Annotated in this window: 13 protein-coding genes and 1 tRNA gene; 4 read left to right on the forward strand and 10 right to left on the reverse strand. The window is 60.4% G+C overall.

Going from position 1 to position 16,428, the window contains the following annotated elements:
* Window positions 1–58 precede the first annotated feature (58 nt).
* Together NW822_RS06030 and NW822_RS06035 are read right to left on the reverse strand one after the other, a co-directional pair.
* Window positions 59–1,621 carry a protein kinase domain-containing protein gene (locus NW822_RS06030; protein WP_414403846.1) on the reverse strand — a complete coding sequence of 521 codons (1,563 nt, stop codon included), beginning with the start codon at window positions 1,619–1,621 and terminating at the stop codon, window positions 59–61.
* Window positions 1,622–1,672: 51 nt separating this feature from the next.
* Window positions 1,673–2,914 (reverse strand): HhoA/HhoB/HtrA family serine endopeptidase, encoded by a 1,242-nt coding sequence (locus NW822_RS06035; protein ID WP_414403847.1) that lies wholly within the window; start codon window positions 2,912–2,914, stop codon window positions 1,673–1,675.
* Window positions 2,915–3,102: 188 nt separating this feature from the next.
* Between NW822_RS06035 and NW822_RS06040 the strand changes: the two genes are divergently transcribed.
* From NW822_RS06040 to glgP, 3 genes are all read left to right on the forward strand, one after another.
* On the forward strand, window positions 3,103–3,660 hold the full coding sequence (locus NW822_RS06040) for a nucleoside deaminase (protein ID WP_414403860.1): 558 nt from the start codon (window positions 3,103–3,105) through the stop codon (window positions 3,658–3,660).
* Window positions 3,661–3,965: 305 nt separating this feature from the next.
* Window positions 3,966–5,138 (forward strand): SpoIID/LytB domain-containing protein, encoded by a 1,173-nt coding sequence (locus NW822_RS06045; RefSeq protein WP_414403848.1) that lies wholly within the window; start codon window positions 3,966–3,968, stop codon window positions 5,136–5,138.
* 210 nt (window positions 5,139–5,348) lie between these two features.
* Window positions 5,349–7,547, forward strand: a complete 2,199-nt coding sequence (gene glgP, locus NW822_RS06050) for an alpha-glucan family phosphorylase (RefSeq protein ID WP_414403849.1) — start codon at window positions 5,349–5,351, stop codon at window positions 7,545–7,547.
* A 73-nt stretch (window positions 7,548–7,620) separates the two neighbouring features.
* On the opposite strand, the gene ftsH is transcribed toward glgP, so the two are convergent.
* Window positions 7,621–9,537, reverse strand: coding sequence for an ATP-dependent zinc metalloprotease FtsH (gene ftsH, locus NW822_RS06055; RefSeq protein WP_414403850.1), 1,917 nt, complete (start codon window positions 9,535–9,537; stop codon window positions 7,621–7,623).
* 209 nt (window positions 9,538–9,746) lie between these two features.
* Between ftsH and NW822_RS06060 the strand changes: the two genes are divergently transcribed.
* Window positions 9,747–10,220: a phycobilisome protein gene (locus tag NW822_RS06060; protein ID WP_414362644.1), complete on the forward strand. Its 474-nt coding sequence runs from the start codon at window positions 9,747–9,749 to the stop codon at window positions 10,218–10,220.
* Here NW822_RS06060 and NW822_RS06065 read toward each other — a convergent pair.
* The 7 genes from NW822_RS06065 to NW822_RS06095 form a co-directional block, all read right to left on the reverse strand.
* A complete protein-coding gene (locus NW822_RS06065; protein WP_414403851.1) occupies window positions 10,217–10,468 on the reverse strand; it encodes a ferredoxin-thioredoxin reductase variable chain in 252 nt (83 codons plus the stop codon). The two genes, NW822_RS06060 and NW822_RS06065, sit on opposite strands and share 4 nt — an antisense overlap.
* 281 nt (window positions 10,469–10,749) lie before the next feature.
* On the reverse strand, window positions 10,750–10,953 hold the full coding sequence (locus tag NW822_RS06070; RefSeq protein WP_414362646.1) for a hypothetical protein: 204 nt from the start codon (window positions 10,951–10,953) through the stop codon (window positions 10,750–10,752).
* 162 nt (window positions 10,954–11,115) lie between these two features.
* Window positions 11,116–11,724 carry a precorrin-6Y C5,15-methyltransferase subunit CbiT gene (gene cbiT, locus NW822_RS06075; RefSeq protein ID WP_414403852.1) on the reverse strand — a complete coding sequence of 203 codons (609 nt, stop codon included), beginning with the start codon at window positions 11,722–11,724 and terminating at the stop codon, window positions 11,116–11,118.
* Between the two features lie 126 nt (window positions 11,725–11,850).
* Window positions 11,851–11,923, reverse strand: a tRNA-Thr gene (locus NW822_RS06080).
* A 16-nt stretch (window positions 11,924–11,939) separates the two neighbouring features.
* Window positions 11,940–13,562 (reverse strand): apolipoprotein N-acyltransferase, encoded by a 1,623-nt coding sequence (locus tag NW822_RS06085; RefSeq protein WP_414362648.1) that lies wholly within the window; start codon window positions 13,560–13,562, stop codon window positions 11,940–11,942.
* Between the two features lie 112 nt (window positions 13,563–13,674).
* Window positions 13,675–14,301 (reverse strand): DUF305 domain-containing protein, encoded by a 627-nt coding sequence (locus NW822_RS06090; protein ID WP_414403853.1) that lies wholly within the window; start codon window positions 14,299–14,301, stop codon window positions 13,675–13,677.
* Window positions 14,302–14,433: 132 nt separating this feature from the next.
* The coding region (locus NW822_RS06095; protein WP_414403854.1) for a response regulator at window positions 14,434–16,428 on the reverse strand (1,995 nt) is incomplete at its 5' end.

The following is a 16,428-nucleotide window of genomic DNA, read 5'->3' on the forward strand; positions in this document are numbered from 1 at the left end:
AGGTGCAGATACTCTCACCTTTTTTCGCCGTTTGCTATCCCAGGGAGAGAAGAGTTTTTTACAGGCAGGCTTTGAACTTTTTCAGTACCGCCCGATCCAGCATCAGCAGCGCCGCGCGTAAGCCACCTGAGTAGCCCCAGAAAAAGCCTACCGGCAGATGGCCCTTGGGCGCTTCCAAGTTGGTTTTGAGCTCCCCGTACTCCAGCCAGCGGCCCTGGATCTGCCAGCCCACTTTCTCTCCCATACACGCTTCGCGGGGCAAGGCCGAGAAGGATCTCGAGCTGAGCCCTCCCCTTTTCTCCGAGTCACACTCCTGCCAGAGCTGCTTCTGGACGGTAAAGCCAAAGCGTCCATGGCTGGCCTGCGTCCAAAGTTGGTCGATTAGCCGCAGCATCGGGCAGGGGAAAGCTTCAACATCCTTGGGATCGAAAAAGCCCACCTGGGAGCGCCCACTGAGTTTAAGCAGCAAAGCCGTCGTCCAGCGATCGGCTTCCCCCCACTGGCCGGCCTGCAGCCGATCCCACAGCCCTTGCAGGGCAGGAGCCGCTTCTCCCACCCAGTCGGGCCAGGAGGGGGTTGCAGGCAGGGATCCCTCTCGACCGACCCTAGGGAAAATTGGGGATCTGGAGCCTGCCTCCCTTTCTGCTGTGGCAGGGGTAGGGGGTGCCACCAGGCGCTCCAGCTCTTCTGCCGAGTGCTGGGCCAGGAGCTGCTCCAGCTCATCTTGAGGTTGCTGCTGGACCAGAAGCCGTTCCAGTTCCCGCAGCTCTTGAGTGCGGATGGCGGGCTCAAAGGTAGCTGGCTGCTTCTCTGCCGGCAGCAGAGCCAGCCACTCGGCTACCGTTTGCGGGCGATCCTCGGGGTGGAGAGCCATCCCTTTGAGGATGGCGGCCTCCACCTCTTCAGGAATACTGGGGTTGAGGCTGCGGGGAGGATCCAACTGACGGCCTGTAGCCCGCACCGGCGCGCACAAGGGCACCATCCCTGTCAGCAGGGTGTAGAGGGTGGCGGCCAAGGCGTAGACATCGGTGAAGGCGCCGCGGCGGCGCAGGCTGTCGTACTGCTCCAGGGGGGCGTAGCCATCGGTGCCATAGGAGGTGTGGCGTTGGATGAGCCCCTGCGTGTAAGTCCGCGCCAGGCCAAAGTCGATCAACACCGCCTGCCCAGATCCCTCCCGTACTAGGATGTTGGCCGGCTTCACATCGCGGTGCAGGATCCCCTGTTCGTGCAGGGCCATGAGGGCGGATCCCACCTCCCGCGTCAGGCGCAGGGCTTCCGGCAGAGGCAACGATCCCTTTTGGCGCAAAAGCTGGTGCAGAGTCTGGCCGCGGATGTACTCCATCACAATGCACCAGCGATCTTGCTCCCAGATCACCTCTTCCACCTTCACCACATGGGGATGGCGGCAGCGGGCCAGTTGTAGCGCCTCGTTCATGAAGTTTTGCTGGAAGCGGGGATAATCGGGATCCTCGCGGAGGCTGTCGTTCAAGACCTTGATAACCACATAGTCAGCACGGACACTATCCCAGGCGCGGTAGGTGATGCCGAAGCCCCCTTCCCCCAAAACAGCCTCGATGCGGTAGCGCCCCCCCTGCAATTTCTCGCCAACTGCCCACGCCATGCCACCCCCCTAGGGCTCTGCCGTTTCCAGACATCCCTGCTACGGATTCGTCTAGAAGTCTGGTGGCAACACGCCCGTTTTCACTTGGAAGGTACGCACCTCGCCGTCGCGGATAACTCGCAGCGTCAGCGTCTTGCCCACGCCAGCAGCATCCACCAACTGCTGCACCTGCTCGGCGTCGCGGATGGGTTGGCCATCAATCTCGACAATGACATCCCCTTTCTGCAGGCCAGCTTGCTCAGCGGGAGATCCGGGAACCACCTGCCCAATCAACACCCCTTCTTGTACCGTCAGTGGGGTGGGCCGGCCTGGGTCGCGGTTGAGGCGCGCCACCAAATCGGGATCGAGGGTAATCATGCGGATGCCCAGGAAGGCGTGGTCCACCCGACCATCGCGGATCAACCGCTCGGCAATTTCCATGGCGCGGTTGATGGGAATGGCAAAGCCCACCCCTTGGGCCCGCTGAAAAATAGCTGTATTCACCCCAATGACACGACCTTCTGCATCCAGCAGGGGACCGCCCGAGTTGCCGGGGTTGATGGCCGCATCCGTTTGCAGGAAGGTCACCCGCTTGTTGGCAGCTCCAATCTGTCCGGAGGAGCGCCCAACGGCACTAATGATGCCGGCGGTTACAGTGTTGTCCAGACCCAGCGGGTTGCCAATGGCGATGGCCCAATCTCCTGGCCGCACCCGGTCAGAGTTGCCCAAGGTAACGGTGGGCAAATTTTCGCCCTCGATCTGGACCACGGCGATGTCCGTCACCGGGTCTGAGCCTTTGACCTTGCCTTCGAAGGTGCGTCCATCCAGCAGATGCACCGTCACTCGCTCGCTGCCCTCCACCACATGGGCATTGGTGAGGATCAGGCCGTTGGCATCGATGATAAATCCGGATCCGGTGCCTTCCTGCTGAAACTCTCGCGGCAGTTGCGGGATTTGTCCCCCAAAGAAGTGGCGGAACAGGGGCTGGTTAAACAGCTCGGGATCGAGGGGGCTGGCCACGGTGCGGGTGGCGTCAATCCGCACCACCGCCGGTCCCACCTTTTGGGCAACAGCGGCAATAAAGTTGGAGGGGTGCACGGCATCGGCAGGAGAAGCAGAATCTTCGGCCGTGGGACGGAACACCGAGGAAGGCAGAAGGGATCTCATTTCTTCGTGGACCTGCCGCGTCCAGATGGCAAGAGGAGTTTGCTGCAGCCATTCCTGCCCCCTTGGCGAGGACAACCAAACCCCGTAGGCAACGCCGCCGCCAAACAAAGCCATTGCCAGAAGTGTTTGCCGTAGAAGCCGCGTCATGATCCCTCCCAGCGCTAAGCCGTATTGCCCGAAAAGCACTGCAACAAGGAGGCTCAAGAAGACCGGCGCTACCCACTTTTGCACAAGCAGAGCCGGCTTACCCTTGGCCTATTCTATTCTCTGGTTTAGGGGATACGTGCCCAACCTAGCAAATTTTGCGCGTCAAGGCAGGGCTCAAAGGCCTAGCGATGATCGGGGATCTCGGTAACCTCTATTCCTCAGCACCGCTGGAGCGGAATCCGTGGCAGCGCCACCGCGCCTGGATGCAGTTGGCCCTGCAAGAAGCCGAGCGGGCAGGAGAAGCGGGCGAGGTGCCAGTGGCAGCGCTGGTGGTTGGGCCACGGGAAGAGCTGCTGGCTTTGAGCGGCAACCGGCGGGAGCGGGATCGGGATCCCACAGCCCACGCGGAAATTTTGGCCCTGCGACAGGCGGGGCAGCGCCTGGGCAACTGGCAGTTGCAAGGCTGTCGGCTATACGTGACCCTGGAGCCCTGCCCCATGTGCGCGGGGGCAATCAGCCAAGCGCGGCTGGCCCAGGTGATCTACGGCGCCGATGATCCCAAGGCCGGCGCGCTGCGCAGCGTCCTCAATTTGCCCGCTTCTGCTGCCAGCTTTCATTGTCCAGAGGTCATTGGCGGGGTTTGCGAGGCCGAGTGTCGTCGCCTGTTACAGGAGTGGTTTAGCCGCCGGCGAAGGATCTCGTTTGGGGAGCGAAAACCCTACCCCTGCACTTCTGTTAGCGCATAGAGTGCGGGCTTCAATGGCTTACGCCACGCTCTGCGAACGCTTCAAGGGGATCTTCTTGGAGTCCCTCACGGGACATCCCACCCTGGGGCTGTACCCGAGTGCAGCCAAGACCCCACTTTGGGGGGGTGTCTGAATCCCGACTCTGACTCTGCAAGGATAGGGGGGCGGGGCTTATCCATCCCTGCACCTCCAGCAGCTAAGGAGGTGCCTCCGCAGGCAGTTTTTGATATACCCTCATAACGGGTTGGCTGGCTTTGCGGGCAACTTTTCTGCTTCCGAGGAGTCTATTGCGGAGGATTAGGGCTGTGACTAGAAAGCGGTTTTCTGCTCCCCTGGCTTGGCTAGCTGGCCTTCTGGGTTGGGCTTGGCTTTGCTTGACCTTCCCAGTTCAGGCGCGGGTGCTGTTGCGCGTGGGCATTGCCGTCAACAAGCCGCAGGTCAGGCTTGGCAGCTCTACCCCGGCCCGCCTTCTGAATCCCCAAGGACAGCTCCTGGCTGAGGTTCCCGCCATGCAGCCTCTTCAGGCCAGCCGGGTAGGCTCAGGAGTGAGCGTGGCCGGCCACCAGGCAGAACGCCTCTATCTCCAGCCCACGGAGCCGGAGGGGTTGGTGTTTATTGACCAGAATTGGTACCGCGGCTGGGTAGAGCTGGTCCCCGGCGAGAGGGGGGTCACCGCCATCAATCAAGTTGGTTTGGAGGACTACGTTTCCAGTGTGGTGGGCAGCGAGATGGGTCACCGTTTCCCGATGGAGGCCCTCAAAGCCCAAGCCGTGGCCTCCCGCACCTACGCCCTCTACCACCGCAGCCGTCGCTCCCAGCAGCCTTTCGACTTGGGAAATGGCATCGATTGGCAGGTTTACAAAGGGGTGGCTGCCGAATCCAACCGTACCCAAGCGGCGGCCCGCGAGACTGCTGGGCAGGTTCTCATCCACCAGGGGCAGGTGATCAATGCTGTTTTTCACTCCTCCAGCGGCGGGCACACGGAGGATGCTGGCAATGTTTGGCTGGAGGCGCGGCCTTACTTGCAAGGGGTGCCGGATTTCGATCACCACTCGCCCGTGTTTAGCTGGACGGCTACCATCTCTGCCCAGCAGCTCCAGCCGTTGGCTGCTGGGATCGGGGCCATCCGCTCCATCGAGATCCTGCGCAGCTCCCCCTGGGGACGGGCCATCACCCTACGTCTAGTGGGATCCCAGGGTAGCAAGGAGATCAGTGGCAAAGAGTTTCGCAAGGCTCTGGGGTTGCGCAGCACGAGGATTGCCATTAGCCCCCGCGGGGAGACGACCGCCACAGCCAGCCTGACCCCTGCTGCAGCAACCTTCCCGGCTTTCTTCGAGATCCAGGGGCGCGGCTACGGCCACGGAGTAGGCATGAGCCAGTGGGGAGCCGCCGCCTTGGCCAGCCAAAACTATTCCTACCAGCAGATCCTCAGCCACTACTACCGCAACACCAGCCTAGCTGTGCTGGAGGGGCACTGAAGTTCAAGGGGGAGCTCCTCTACGGAGAGGAATTGTTCGGAGTTTAACCCTTTGGCCCTGCGCTGCTGTGGCAAGATTGGAAAGAAATTGGGTGGCCTCTAGTGCAGACGTAGAGCCCTGAATCCTTCCGCCAAAACCCCCAAGAATTAAGGTGCGGGGGTTTGCCACCTCTTTTTTAAGACTCTCCCTTCCGACCCAGGTATCTGTCCTATGTCCCTTGCCGCCTTAACCTCTGCTTTTCCTGAACGTTGCCCGGCGCTGCCGCAGGCACTTACCCCCTTGTGCGAGATTGCCCGCAACTACTGGTGGACTTGGAACCCAGATCACCTCACCATTTTTCGAGAAATGGATCCCGCCCTGTGGGAAAAAACCTCCCACAATCCAGTACGCATGCTGGAGGAGGTTTCCTACTTGCGCTTGGCCGCTTTGGCCACTGATGTCAACTATCTCAACACCCTCAATCGGATGGTGCAGGCCTATCGCAAGTACATGGCAGCTGAGGACACCTGGGCCAAGCGCACCATGAAAACCTACGACTGGCGGCGCCCCATCGCCTACTTCTGCGCTGAGTACGGTCTACACGAATCTTTGCCAATCTACTCTGGTGGCCTGGGCATGCTGGCTGCCGATCACCTCAAATCCGCCTCGGATCTGGGGGTGCCACTGGTGGGCGTGGGATTGCTCTACCGTCAAGGCTATTTTCAGCAGCGCCTAGACATGAGCGGCTGGCAAGGGGAGCTCTACGAAGATTGCGATTTCGACTCCCTGCCCCTGACGCTGGTGCGGCAGCCAGATGGCAGTCCCCTGCTGGTGGAGCTAGTGATGCGACAGCGGCTAGTCAAGGTGCGCGCCTGGCGGGCAGACGTGGGCCGGGTGCCCCTCTTTCTGTTAGACACCAACCTGCCAGAGAACGATCCCATTGACCGCTGGATCACCGCCCACCTCTACGGCGGCAGCACTGACACGCGCATTGCTCAGGAGTTTGTCCTCGGCATTGGCGGGGTACGGCTGCTGCGTCAGCTGGGCTTGGATCCCATGGTCTACCACATGAACGAGGGGCACTCCGCCTTCTTGACTTTGGAGCTGCTGCGGGAAGAGGTGGCCCGGGGCACGCCTTTTGAGGCGGCAGAGGCCAAGGTGCGGGAAAAGTGTGTATTCACCACCCACACGCCGGTGCCGGCGGGGCACGATGCCTTCAGCCCCAATGAGATGGATGCCTTCTTTGCCTCTTTCTGGCCGCAACTGGGGCTGACGCGGGAGCAATTTTTGGCTTTGGGGGCCCGCCATAGCAGGGATCCCTGGGAGCCTTTTAACATGACGGTGCTGGCTTTGCGGTATGCGCGGGCGGCCAACGGCGTGAGTAAGTTACACGGGCGTGTCTCTCGCCAGATGTGGCATGTGCTCTATCCCGAGCGCTCGGTGGAGGAGGTCCCCATCGACTCCATCACCAATGGGGTGCACGCCCGCACCTGGGTTGCTCCTCTTTTTTGGAACCTCTACGACCGCTACTTGGGCCCCGACTGGCCGGAGCGGGTCTCTGATCCCAACCTGTGGGCCAAGGTGGAGGAGATCCCTGATGAGGAACTATGGCAGTGCAAAGAAGCCCTGCGGGAGCGGTTGGTGGCTTTTACCCGTCACCGGGTGTTGCGGGCGCGGCGCAATCGCGGCGAAAGTAACGAACGTCTTCAGGCCGTCAACCAGTTGCTGGATCCCAAGATTCTGACAATAGGGTTTGCCCGGCGCTTTAGCACCTACAAGCGAGGAGACCTCATCTTGCGGAATTTGGAGCGCATTACCCGCATCTTTACCAACAAAGAGTACCCCGTGCAGATTATCTTTGCCGGCAAAGCTCACCCGCGCGATGAAGAAGGCAAACGCCTAATCCAACGGGTGGTGGAATGGTCAAATCGACCTGAGGTAGCTCACCGGGTCGCCTTTATTGAGAACTACGATGCCTACGTCAGCCGCAACTTGGTCCAAGGGGTGGACCTGTGGCTCAACACCCCGCGCCGTCCTCTGGAGGCCTCTGGCACCTCCGGGCAAAAAGTGGGCTTCAACGGGGGGCTCAACCTCTCTGTTTTGGATGGTTGGTGGCCCGAAGGCTACAACGGTCGCAACGGCTGGGCCATCGGCCAAGAGATCGAAGGCTTGGATCCAGCCACCCAAGACGATCTGGACGCCAACTCCCTCTACGATGTGTTGGAGTACGAAATTATCCCGATGTTCTACGACCGGGATGAAAAAGGAATCCCCCGCCGCTGGGTTGCCCGCATGAAGGAGGCGATCCGCACCCTCAACCCGGTTTTCAACACCGACCGCATGGTGGCCGAGTACGTGTTGAAAATCTACGAGCCTCAGCCCCTGGAAGTAGAGGTAAGCCGGACTTGGTCAAGTTCTGGGGTCAGTTAGAGTCCCCCACCCCCTCTCCCAGAGGGGAAGGATCCCTACCCTCCTTAGGGGAAAAGGCAGGGATCCCTGGAAACTAGACGCTGGCGTTGACGGTTACAGGAAGATTCAGGGGCTCTGGCTCCTCCTCCGGCGGCAGCATCACCACTTCGGAGCTATCGATGAGTGCCTGCAGCTCTTCCCCGTCAATGGTTTCGGCCTCCACCAGACGGCGGGCAATGCGATCCAGGAGGGCGCGGTTTTCCCGGATGAGATAGATAGCCCGCTGGTAGGCTTCGTTAACCAGGCGCCGCACTTCCTCGTCGATGAGGGCGGCTGTCTCCTCGGAGAAATCCCGCTCGGCAGCAATCTCGCGGCCCAGGAAGATGTTGGCGTACTGGCGGCCCAGGGCTACATTGCCCAGGCGGTCACTCATGCCAAAGCGAGTCACCATGTTACGGGCAATACGAGCTACCTGCTGCAGGTCGCTAGCTGCCCCCGTGGTTACCTCCGCCTCCCCATAAACCACCTCTTCGGCTGCCCGTCCGCCCAGGGCGACAGTCATCATGTTTTTCAGATGGGCACGGGTAGTCAGGCCCATATCGTCATCGTTGGGCACAAACCAGGTAAGGCCGCCCGCCTGGCCGCGGGGGATGATGGTGACCTTCTGGATGGGATCGTAGTTGGGCAGAAGGGATCCCACCAAGGCGTGGCCCGCCTCGTGGTAGGCCACCAGCTCCTTGCGCCGCTCGCTCATGAGCCGATCTTTCTTCTCTGGGCCGGCCAGTACCCGCTCCACCGCATCATTGATCTCGTCCATTGAGATCTCAGTAAGGTTGCGGCGGGCTGCCAAGATGGCTGCCTCGTTGAGTAGGTTAGCCAAATCCGCACCGGTAAACCCAGGGGTACGGCGGGCTAACTTCTCCAAATCCACATCGGCCGCCAGGGTTTTGCCGCGGGCGTGCACCTTGAGGATCTCCAGGCGGCCCTGGAAGTCAGGGCGATCCACTGTTACTTGGCGGTCAAAACGCCCCGGTCGCAGTAGCGCCGCGTCCAACACATCGGGACGGTTGGTAGCTGCAATAACAATGACACCGGAGTTACCCTCAAAGCCATCCATCTCCGTCAGCAGCTGGTTGAGAGTTTGCTCCCGCTCGTCGTTGCCACCTCCCAAGCCAGCTCCCCGCTGCCGACCAACGGCATCAATCTCGTCGATGAAGACAATGCAGGGGGCATTTTGCTTGGCCTGCTCGAACAGATCCCGCACTCGCGAGGCCCCCACTCCCACAAACATCTCCACAAACTCGGAGCCGGAAATGGAGAAGAAAGGCACCCCTGCCTCCCCGGCCACAGCGCGGGCCAAGAGAGTTTTACCGGTGCCTGGAGGGCCAACCAGCAGCACTCCGCGAGGGATCCTTGCCCCAAGAGCGTTGTAGCGCTCAGGGTTTTTCAAAAAGTCCACCACCTCCGCCAGCTCCAGCTTGGCCTGGTCTACCCCCGCCACATCGTTGAAGGTAACCTGGGTTTTCGGCTCCATCTGCACCCGCGCCCTGGACTTACCGAAGTTAAGCGCTTGACTGCCAGGGCCGTTTTGGGCTCGCCGTAGCAGGAAAAATAGACCCAGCAGCAGCAAAATAGGCAGAAAGAAGGTGCTAAAAAGGCGCCCCAGCAAACCCTCATCTTGAACAGGGCGCACTGCCAGTTCTACTCCCTTGGCAACCAAGGTGTTTTCAAAGTCAGGAGTGAGGGGGGGGAGATTGACCTGCACTCGAGTAGCGCGATTGTTGATCTCCGCCTCGGCAATGGCAATTTGGCGACCATCGGGGGCAACCTCAACCAAAACCTTGCTGACTTCACCCCGTTCCACACGGCTCATCAGGTCGGAGTAGCTGATCTCCAAGCGCTCAGCCGGGCGGCTGCCGAAGAAGGTTGTGGCCAGGGAGATCAAGACGATGGCCAGCAAGGCATACAAGCCCGCACTCCGCCATTTTTTGTTTTTACCTTTCTGACTCACGGAAGTGTTTCCTCCCAAAAGGTGCTTCTTATCCAATGGTGCCTGGGGCCCACCGGCGAACTATTAACCAATATTAACCTAGCTGAGAAGCCAGCGGAAATAGGAGATGGCTAAAAGCCAAGCATCCAAAGAATGGCGCACCTTCTGAGGCTAGACTTGCCGCTAGAATCAGAAGCAGGCAGATGCCCTCCTCCTCCTGATCTATCCCTATGCTGACTCAGCTGCGCCAACTAAGCCTAGCCGCCGACGGTCGCTATCTCCGCGACGAGGAGGTGCAGTTCATGGAGGCCTACCTAGCCTCTTTCGAGTTGCGGCTGAGCGCCTACCGCAAAATTCAGGAGGCAGAAGCCCAGATCATCAGCGAGGTGGAGGCCAAGCTGCGCGCTTTGGATCCCTATTTGCTCATGCGGGGGGTAGAAGACTTCCGCAACAAGTGGAAAGCAGACACGGTCCGGGTCTTGCGCCTTTCGGCCTTGGCCATGCTTTTGGACGATGAGCAACGCTACAAGGAGCGATTCCTCTACTGGTTTCAGACCTTGATGCGGGCCTTCCGTACGCAGCGCAGTTGCGAGGCTACTTACCGCCTCCTGCAGGAGGTAATTGCCAAGTACCTCACCCCTGCGGAGTTTGCTTTGATCCAGCCAATTTTGGAAACCAACCGCACCCTGCTAGGTCTTCCTTAGGCAGCCGTTTCCGGAGAGGGGGCCGCCTTGATCAGCTCCAGTTCCTCCGCCTGCAGGTGGGCGCGGAACTTGTTACCAAACTGCACCTGAAAGGGAAAGTTGGCGCTGACGGGACGACCATTCCAGTCCCGGATTACAGCTATTACTTCTCCCTCCATGCCCTTGAGGTCAAACGGTTGATTGCGATGTTCCGGGTGGTGATAGATAATCACGCTGGTGCGCACCCGTACTCGATCTCCCACCTTCATCCTTTGCCCTCCCGAAGAGGCAGACAATCGCAGGAATTCTCTGGGAGTACTCTACCTCAATTCCTAACAACAGCTGCAGAATGTGGAGAAATGTGTAGGGATCGGTGCAGTAGTTTGTCTTCTCTGGGATCCCGGAGCGACTAGGGTTTACTGGGATCCTTCTGCGCTGTAAGCCTAGGAAGCCCCGCCGGCCCGTTAGCTTCTTCTTCCCTTCCCTGGTCCAGGGTAGTTGGGCAAAAGTAACCCCTGGGATGGAATTTTGCCCTGGTCATTGGCTTGACCTAGATGCCTGAAGAGTGATTCTTCACCTCCTGTCGGCGGCGATCGCCAATGCCACAGTCGCCGCAGCACTCGGGTCGCTTAAGATCATCCCAGTGAATGCAGGCGCGGCAGCCCTTGAGCATCTCCGGCCAGCGTTCTCGAATCAACAGTTGCCGCAGCCTTACTGCCTGCGACTCCGGAAAGGGAGTGTGAAATCTATCCATAGCCCTGCCCAGCTCTCCGTCTATGGTATAGGAGCAAATTAGATCCTTGGAGCCAGAAACATTGGTATAGTTTAAGGTTTGCATTTTTCTAATAGCTCAGCCTGGTCTAGCTCTATTGCTGTAGAAAAACTTTTGCAAGAATTAGAAAAGAATCCTCTCAGACTATTTAGAGCCTTTCTCTCCACTTAACACAAAGGTGGGATCCAGAGCCAGCAACAGCTGGGTGCGGCCTCGCGGTTCCAGACGGTTCACTCCTGCCTGGATAACTTCAACATGATGGGCTCCCACAGCTGCTAGGCCGGCGGAGAGGCCGTAGAGATCTTCCAGCGAGTTAGTGGTGGCCACGACGCGGCCGTTGGGTTTGAGATAGTGCCAAGCAACCTCCAGGATCTGGCGGAGGGGATGGCCTCCCTCAATGCAGATGCGATCGGGTGGGGGGGAAAGCTGATGCAGACACTCGGGGGCAGTACCTTGGATAACCCGCACATTGCGGAGGCCGAATTTCTCGCAGTTGCTCTCGATGAGGCTGACCACCTCGGCATCTCGTTCAATGGCAATTACGCAAGCCTGAGGGCAAAGCACGGCCGCCTCGATGGCAATGGTGCCTGTCCCGGCACCAATATCCCACAAGCAGTGGTCTTCCCCGAGGCGCAACTGGCTCAGCACCAGCACCCGCACCTCACGAGGGCTCATGGGGATCCCTGGGATCCGCTCAAAGGCAGAGTCTGGGATGCCGGGGGTGCGGTAGGGCCAAGGAAAAGGAATTGCCATTGCCAAAAACCGGGGCCGGGAAGATAAACCTGCCCCTTAGCCTGGGGGATAAGGGGGTAGTCCACGACTCTTCTAGCTATCCCCCTCCCACCCCAAAGATCTCCCTCAAGCTAAGGCAGCCTGGGAAGCTGATGATCGGACTCGAACCGATGACCTGCTCATTACGAGTGAGCTGCTCTACCGACTGAGCTACATCAGCAAGGAAGGCTTTTACTCTACCTGGGGATTTTAGCGCATCCTGGCCTAACTTGGGATCCCCAGTACCCCAATCCCAAAGAGAGACCCAAGGTCAGCCAAGCCAGCCAATCCCCCGTGCGCGTGTAGAAGGTGACCTGAGATTGCCGCCTGACCTCTCCGCTGACCACCCCGCGCTGAAAAATCGGGCCCACCCGTTGCATTCGACCGGAGGGATCCACCACTAGATTGCCGCCGGTGTTGTTGACGAAGACCACGCTGCGCCGGTTTTCAACCGCCCGGAAAACCGAGAGCCGCCCGTGGAGCAGCGGCCAGTGGCTGTTGCCAAACCAGCTATCGTCCGAGATGACAATCAAGGACTCGGCTCCCGCGCGGGTCAGAGCTCGGCTGGGGGCAGGCAGAACGCTCTCCAGGCAGATCATCACCCCCAAAGGCCCAAACAGCTCTCCTCCCGCCAGTGGCCGATAGCCATCGGGGGAGGGCACGTAGCGCCCTGACTCAAAGTAGGGGAAGATCCACTGCTTGCCAAACCAATCCAGCACTTGGCCCCGGGCGTCAAAGAGGAGGGCGGTGTTGAAAAACCGTTGCTCCTCCTCCGGCAGGTGGGCTGTGCGGGGATCCGGCTCCGTGGCTCCCGTAATCAAGGCCCCTTCTGCAGGGAGGATGACCTGCATTGGCTCAATCACATAGGGTTGCAGGGGGGTGTTCAGTAATCGGGCCCGCAGGGCTCCTTCCGGCCAGATCACCAACTGCGCCCCCTCGGCCACCGCCTGGGCCGAAAGCTGATGCAGCTCCCGGTAGCGCTCGCTGCGGTAGTCCCAACTGCGATCCGCCTCCAGCCAGGCCACCTGCTGCACCGCCCCCACGCGAAAGCTGGGAGCCCCTTCCGCCGCCAAGGCATCAAAGTAGGCCAGCCGCAGGCTGCCGTAGGCTAGGACCAGCCCCCCTACACCTAAGCCGCAGACCAGCGTGGGCCAGATATCTGGGTTCTTGGCCCCCGAGCCAAGTGCCCCCCTTAAAGATCCCTCCGCCCGCCACTGGCGGCAGAGCTGCTCGGCCAGCTGCCAAACCACGCCGTTGACGAACACGGCAAAAAAGGTCACTCCCCAAATCCCAGTGAGATCGGCAATTTGGATCCCAAGGGGCCAGTCAAAGAGCAGGGATCCCCAATGAAAGGGGATCGGCCACCAGAGCAAGCCCAACAGCCCATCCAAGCCCGTCCAGACCGTGGCTAGGCCTAGGGGACGGGCCCAGGGGGGAAGTGGCTGGCTCAGCTGCAAACTTAAGACTGTGGCCGTTGTGAAAAACAGAGGGATCAGGGGGGCCACCACTGCTCCCCCCAGGATCTCCCAAGCGCTGAGCACCTGAAGGGAGAAGGGATCTACCCAGAAGGCGTACAGGCACACGCACAACCACAGGCCATAGGCCAAACGCCAGCGCCTCCACCCCTGTCGTTGTTCGCAAAGGTGAAACAGGGGCGCCAGCCCCAGCAGCGCTCCCGGAAACCAGTGCAGCCAGCGGTTGGGAGATCCCAAGCACAGCAGCAAAACGGTTAACCCCGCCAACCCTCGGGATCCTGGGTTTTGGCGAACCGGTGGGAGCAAATCCAGGTGTTGAGGCAGGGAGGGCAGCTCTAGGGCCATTGGCAATGCAGGAGAATCCCTTGGGTACTGGGGACAGCAGCAGGAGCCGACCTTGCTCGCCTCCCCTCATCTTCCCAGACCCTGCTGAAGCTTGCCAACTGTCCCAGCAGCCCTACTGCAGAGACCACCGCTGTTGCCAGGCCCGCATTTGCTCAATCTCTGCCTGCTGGGTGGTAACAATGGCTGTTGCCAGTTGTCGGATCTCGGGGCGCTTGGATTTTTCCAGGGCCTCCTGGGCCATGGCGAGAGCCCCCTCGTGGTGCTGAATCATAGCTTCCAGAAAGCGCAGGTCAAACTTGGGGTCAGCGGATCCCAGGTCGGTAGCCATGCGTGCGGCAGCAGCCATCTCCGGCGTCATCGCCATCTGGTGGCCCATCCCCTCATGCCACATGACGGGATTCTGGGGAGCTTGCGGATACCAGTTCAGCCGCCAGCTTTGCATCTGCTTGATTTCTTGGCTCTGGGTGGCCAGGATCGCTTTGGCCAACTGACGAATTTCCCGCCGCCGGGACTTTTGCAGGGCCTCTTCCGCCATGAGCACGGCCCCTTCGTGGTGCAAAATCATGGCGTCGATAAAGCGCAGATCAAAAGAGTCATCTGCAGGGCCAAGGCTGAGCTGATGAGCTAGGTGGGCGGAGGGATCCCCCTTGTTGACCTCTGCCCTCAACTCCTCCTTGGCCAAGGGAGCCCCAAGGGCAAACCCGCTGGCCAGGAGAAGGCCCCAGATCCTCTTGCTCAACTGCATGCTCCTCTCTTCCGTAAGACGATAGGCTAAGAACTTGAGGTCTCCAGCCCGCAGCTCAGGGTATAGGCTGGCTCTGGTTGTTGGATCCCAGCCCTCCCCGCTAGGGAGGACTGGGGAGTTGTCCACTCAGGAGGTCGGCTTGGGGGCTAACAAGTACTCCCCTTGCAGCATGCGGGCGGCAGCGCTGAGCAGCTCCTCCTCCAGGTAGGGCTTGGTAAAGTAAGCAGTTGCTCCCAGCTCCCGGGCTGTCTGCCGGTGCCGTTCTGCCCCCCGCGAGGTAAGCATAGCTACCGGAATATGCTTGAGGTTGCTGTCTGCCCGTATGCGGGAGAGCAGCTCCAGGCCGTCCATGCGCGGCATCTCAATGTCGCAGAAGATGAGATCGCAGCGCAAGCCACCGCGAAGCTTTTCCCAGGCGTCCTGACCGTCGCGGGCTTGCTCCACCCGGTAGCCCACCTTTTGGAAGGACATAGAGAGCAGCTCCCGCACCGCAATCGAGTCGTCCACAATGAGCACCGTGGTTTGATGGGTTTCCTCAGCCTGCGGCTCCTCGGCCCGACGGTCTAACCAGAGGCGGACGAGCTCGCGACGGCGGCCTTGGGCCATGTCCATCAGCTCCAGGACATCGGCAATTGGCAGCACGCGACCATTGCCCAGCACCGTTGCCCCAGAAATGCCAGGAGGTTTGGGCACAGGCCCGCGCAGCTGCTTGATCACGATCTCCTGCTCCTCGACAAAGCTGTCCACCTGCAGGGCCAAGTACTGGCCAGCACTGTGGAGGACAACGATGGGCAGGATGCCCTCCTCTTGGGTAATGCTATAGACCTCCGAGCGGCTGCGGCTATGGCTACGGCTGTAGGACAACAAGCTGGAGAGGGGCTGGAAGGGAAGACGCTGATCCCGCCAGGGAATGGTGGGTCGCCCCTGCTCATCCAACTGCACCTCGTCGACGGGAACATCCAGCATCTCTTCGACCCCGTCGAGGGGGAAGGCAATCAGGGCCTTGTCGCTGACACACACCATCGCCTTGGAAATGCTCAGGGTGAGGGGGAGGCGAATGGTGAAGGTGGTACCCTTGCCGCGCACAGAATCCACTTGGATGCTGCCCCGCAGCTTGGTGATGTTGCGCCGCACCACATCTAAGCCAACCCCTCGCCCCGCCAGATCGTCCACTTCGCTGGCCTCACGGCTGCTAAAGCCGGGGTGGAAGAGAACGTTGAATACTTCGTCTTCGGTTGCCTGCTCCGACAGCAGCCCCAGCTTTTGCGCCTTGGCCTTGACTTTCTCCACGGGGATGCCAGCCCCGTCGTCAGAGACAACAAGGATGGCTTGGTTGCCCTGATAGAAGGCCCTGACTGTGATCTTGCCCTCTGGGGGCTTGCCCAAGCGGCGCCGCTCCTCAGGAGGCTCGATCCCGTGCACTAGGGCGTTGTTTACCAGGTGAGTCACCGGGTCGGAAAGCTCTTCCAGGATGGCTTTGTCGATGAGGGTGTCGCGGCCTTCCACCACCAGGCTGGCCTGCTTACCTGTTTTGAGGGAGAGGTCACGAACAGCCCGGGGCAGCCGGTCGGCAATTTGCGCAAAAGGCACCATGCGCGCCCGGTTCAGGCCCTCTTGCAGCTGGCTGGTGACCTGCCGGAATTGGCGGGTGATCTGCTCTGCCTCGTCCACCGCAAACTCGATGTCGGAGGAAGACTCGCGCACCCGCACAATGAGCTCGATGATCTCCTGCGCCAGGGCGTGGAAGGCCGTAAACTGGTCCATCTCCAGCTTGTCGAACTCCTGCCCTATGGAATGGCCCACTCTTGCACGGCTGGATCTCTCGCCGTTCCGGCCTAACTCCACTGTTACTGGGCTGCTGCGGCTGGAGAACAGCGCCGCTTCCAGCAACGAGCGGTCGTACTGATCCCGCATGCGCTGGCCCAGCTCCCCTAGCTGTTGCACCCGGGCCAGTAGGCTCTCGAGAAACTGGCGCAGGCGAGTTTGGTTTTGCTCTATGCTGTTGCGAATAACCACCAGCTCTCCCACCAAGTTGTTGATGAAGTCGAGGTGGCGCACCTCCACCCGCATCACAGGGGTGCTGAGGGCAGATCGCCGTGGGGTCGGTGGGGCTGGGGTAGC

This window comes from Synechococcus sp. H70.2 (assembly GCF_047462275.1).
Taxonomy (GTDB): domain Bacteria; phylum Cyanobacteriota; class Cyanobacteriia; order Thermostichales; family Thermostichaceae; genus Thermostichus.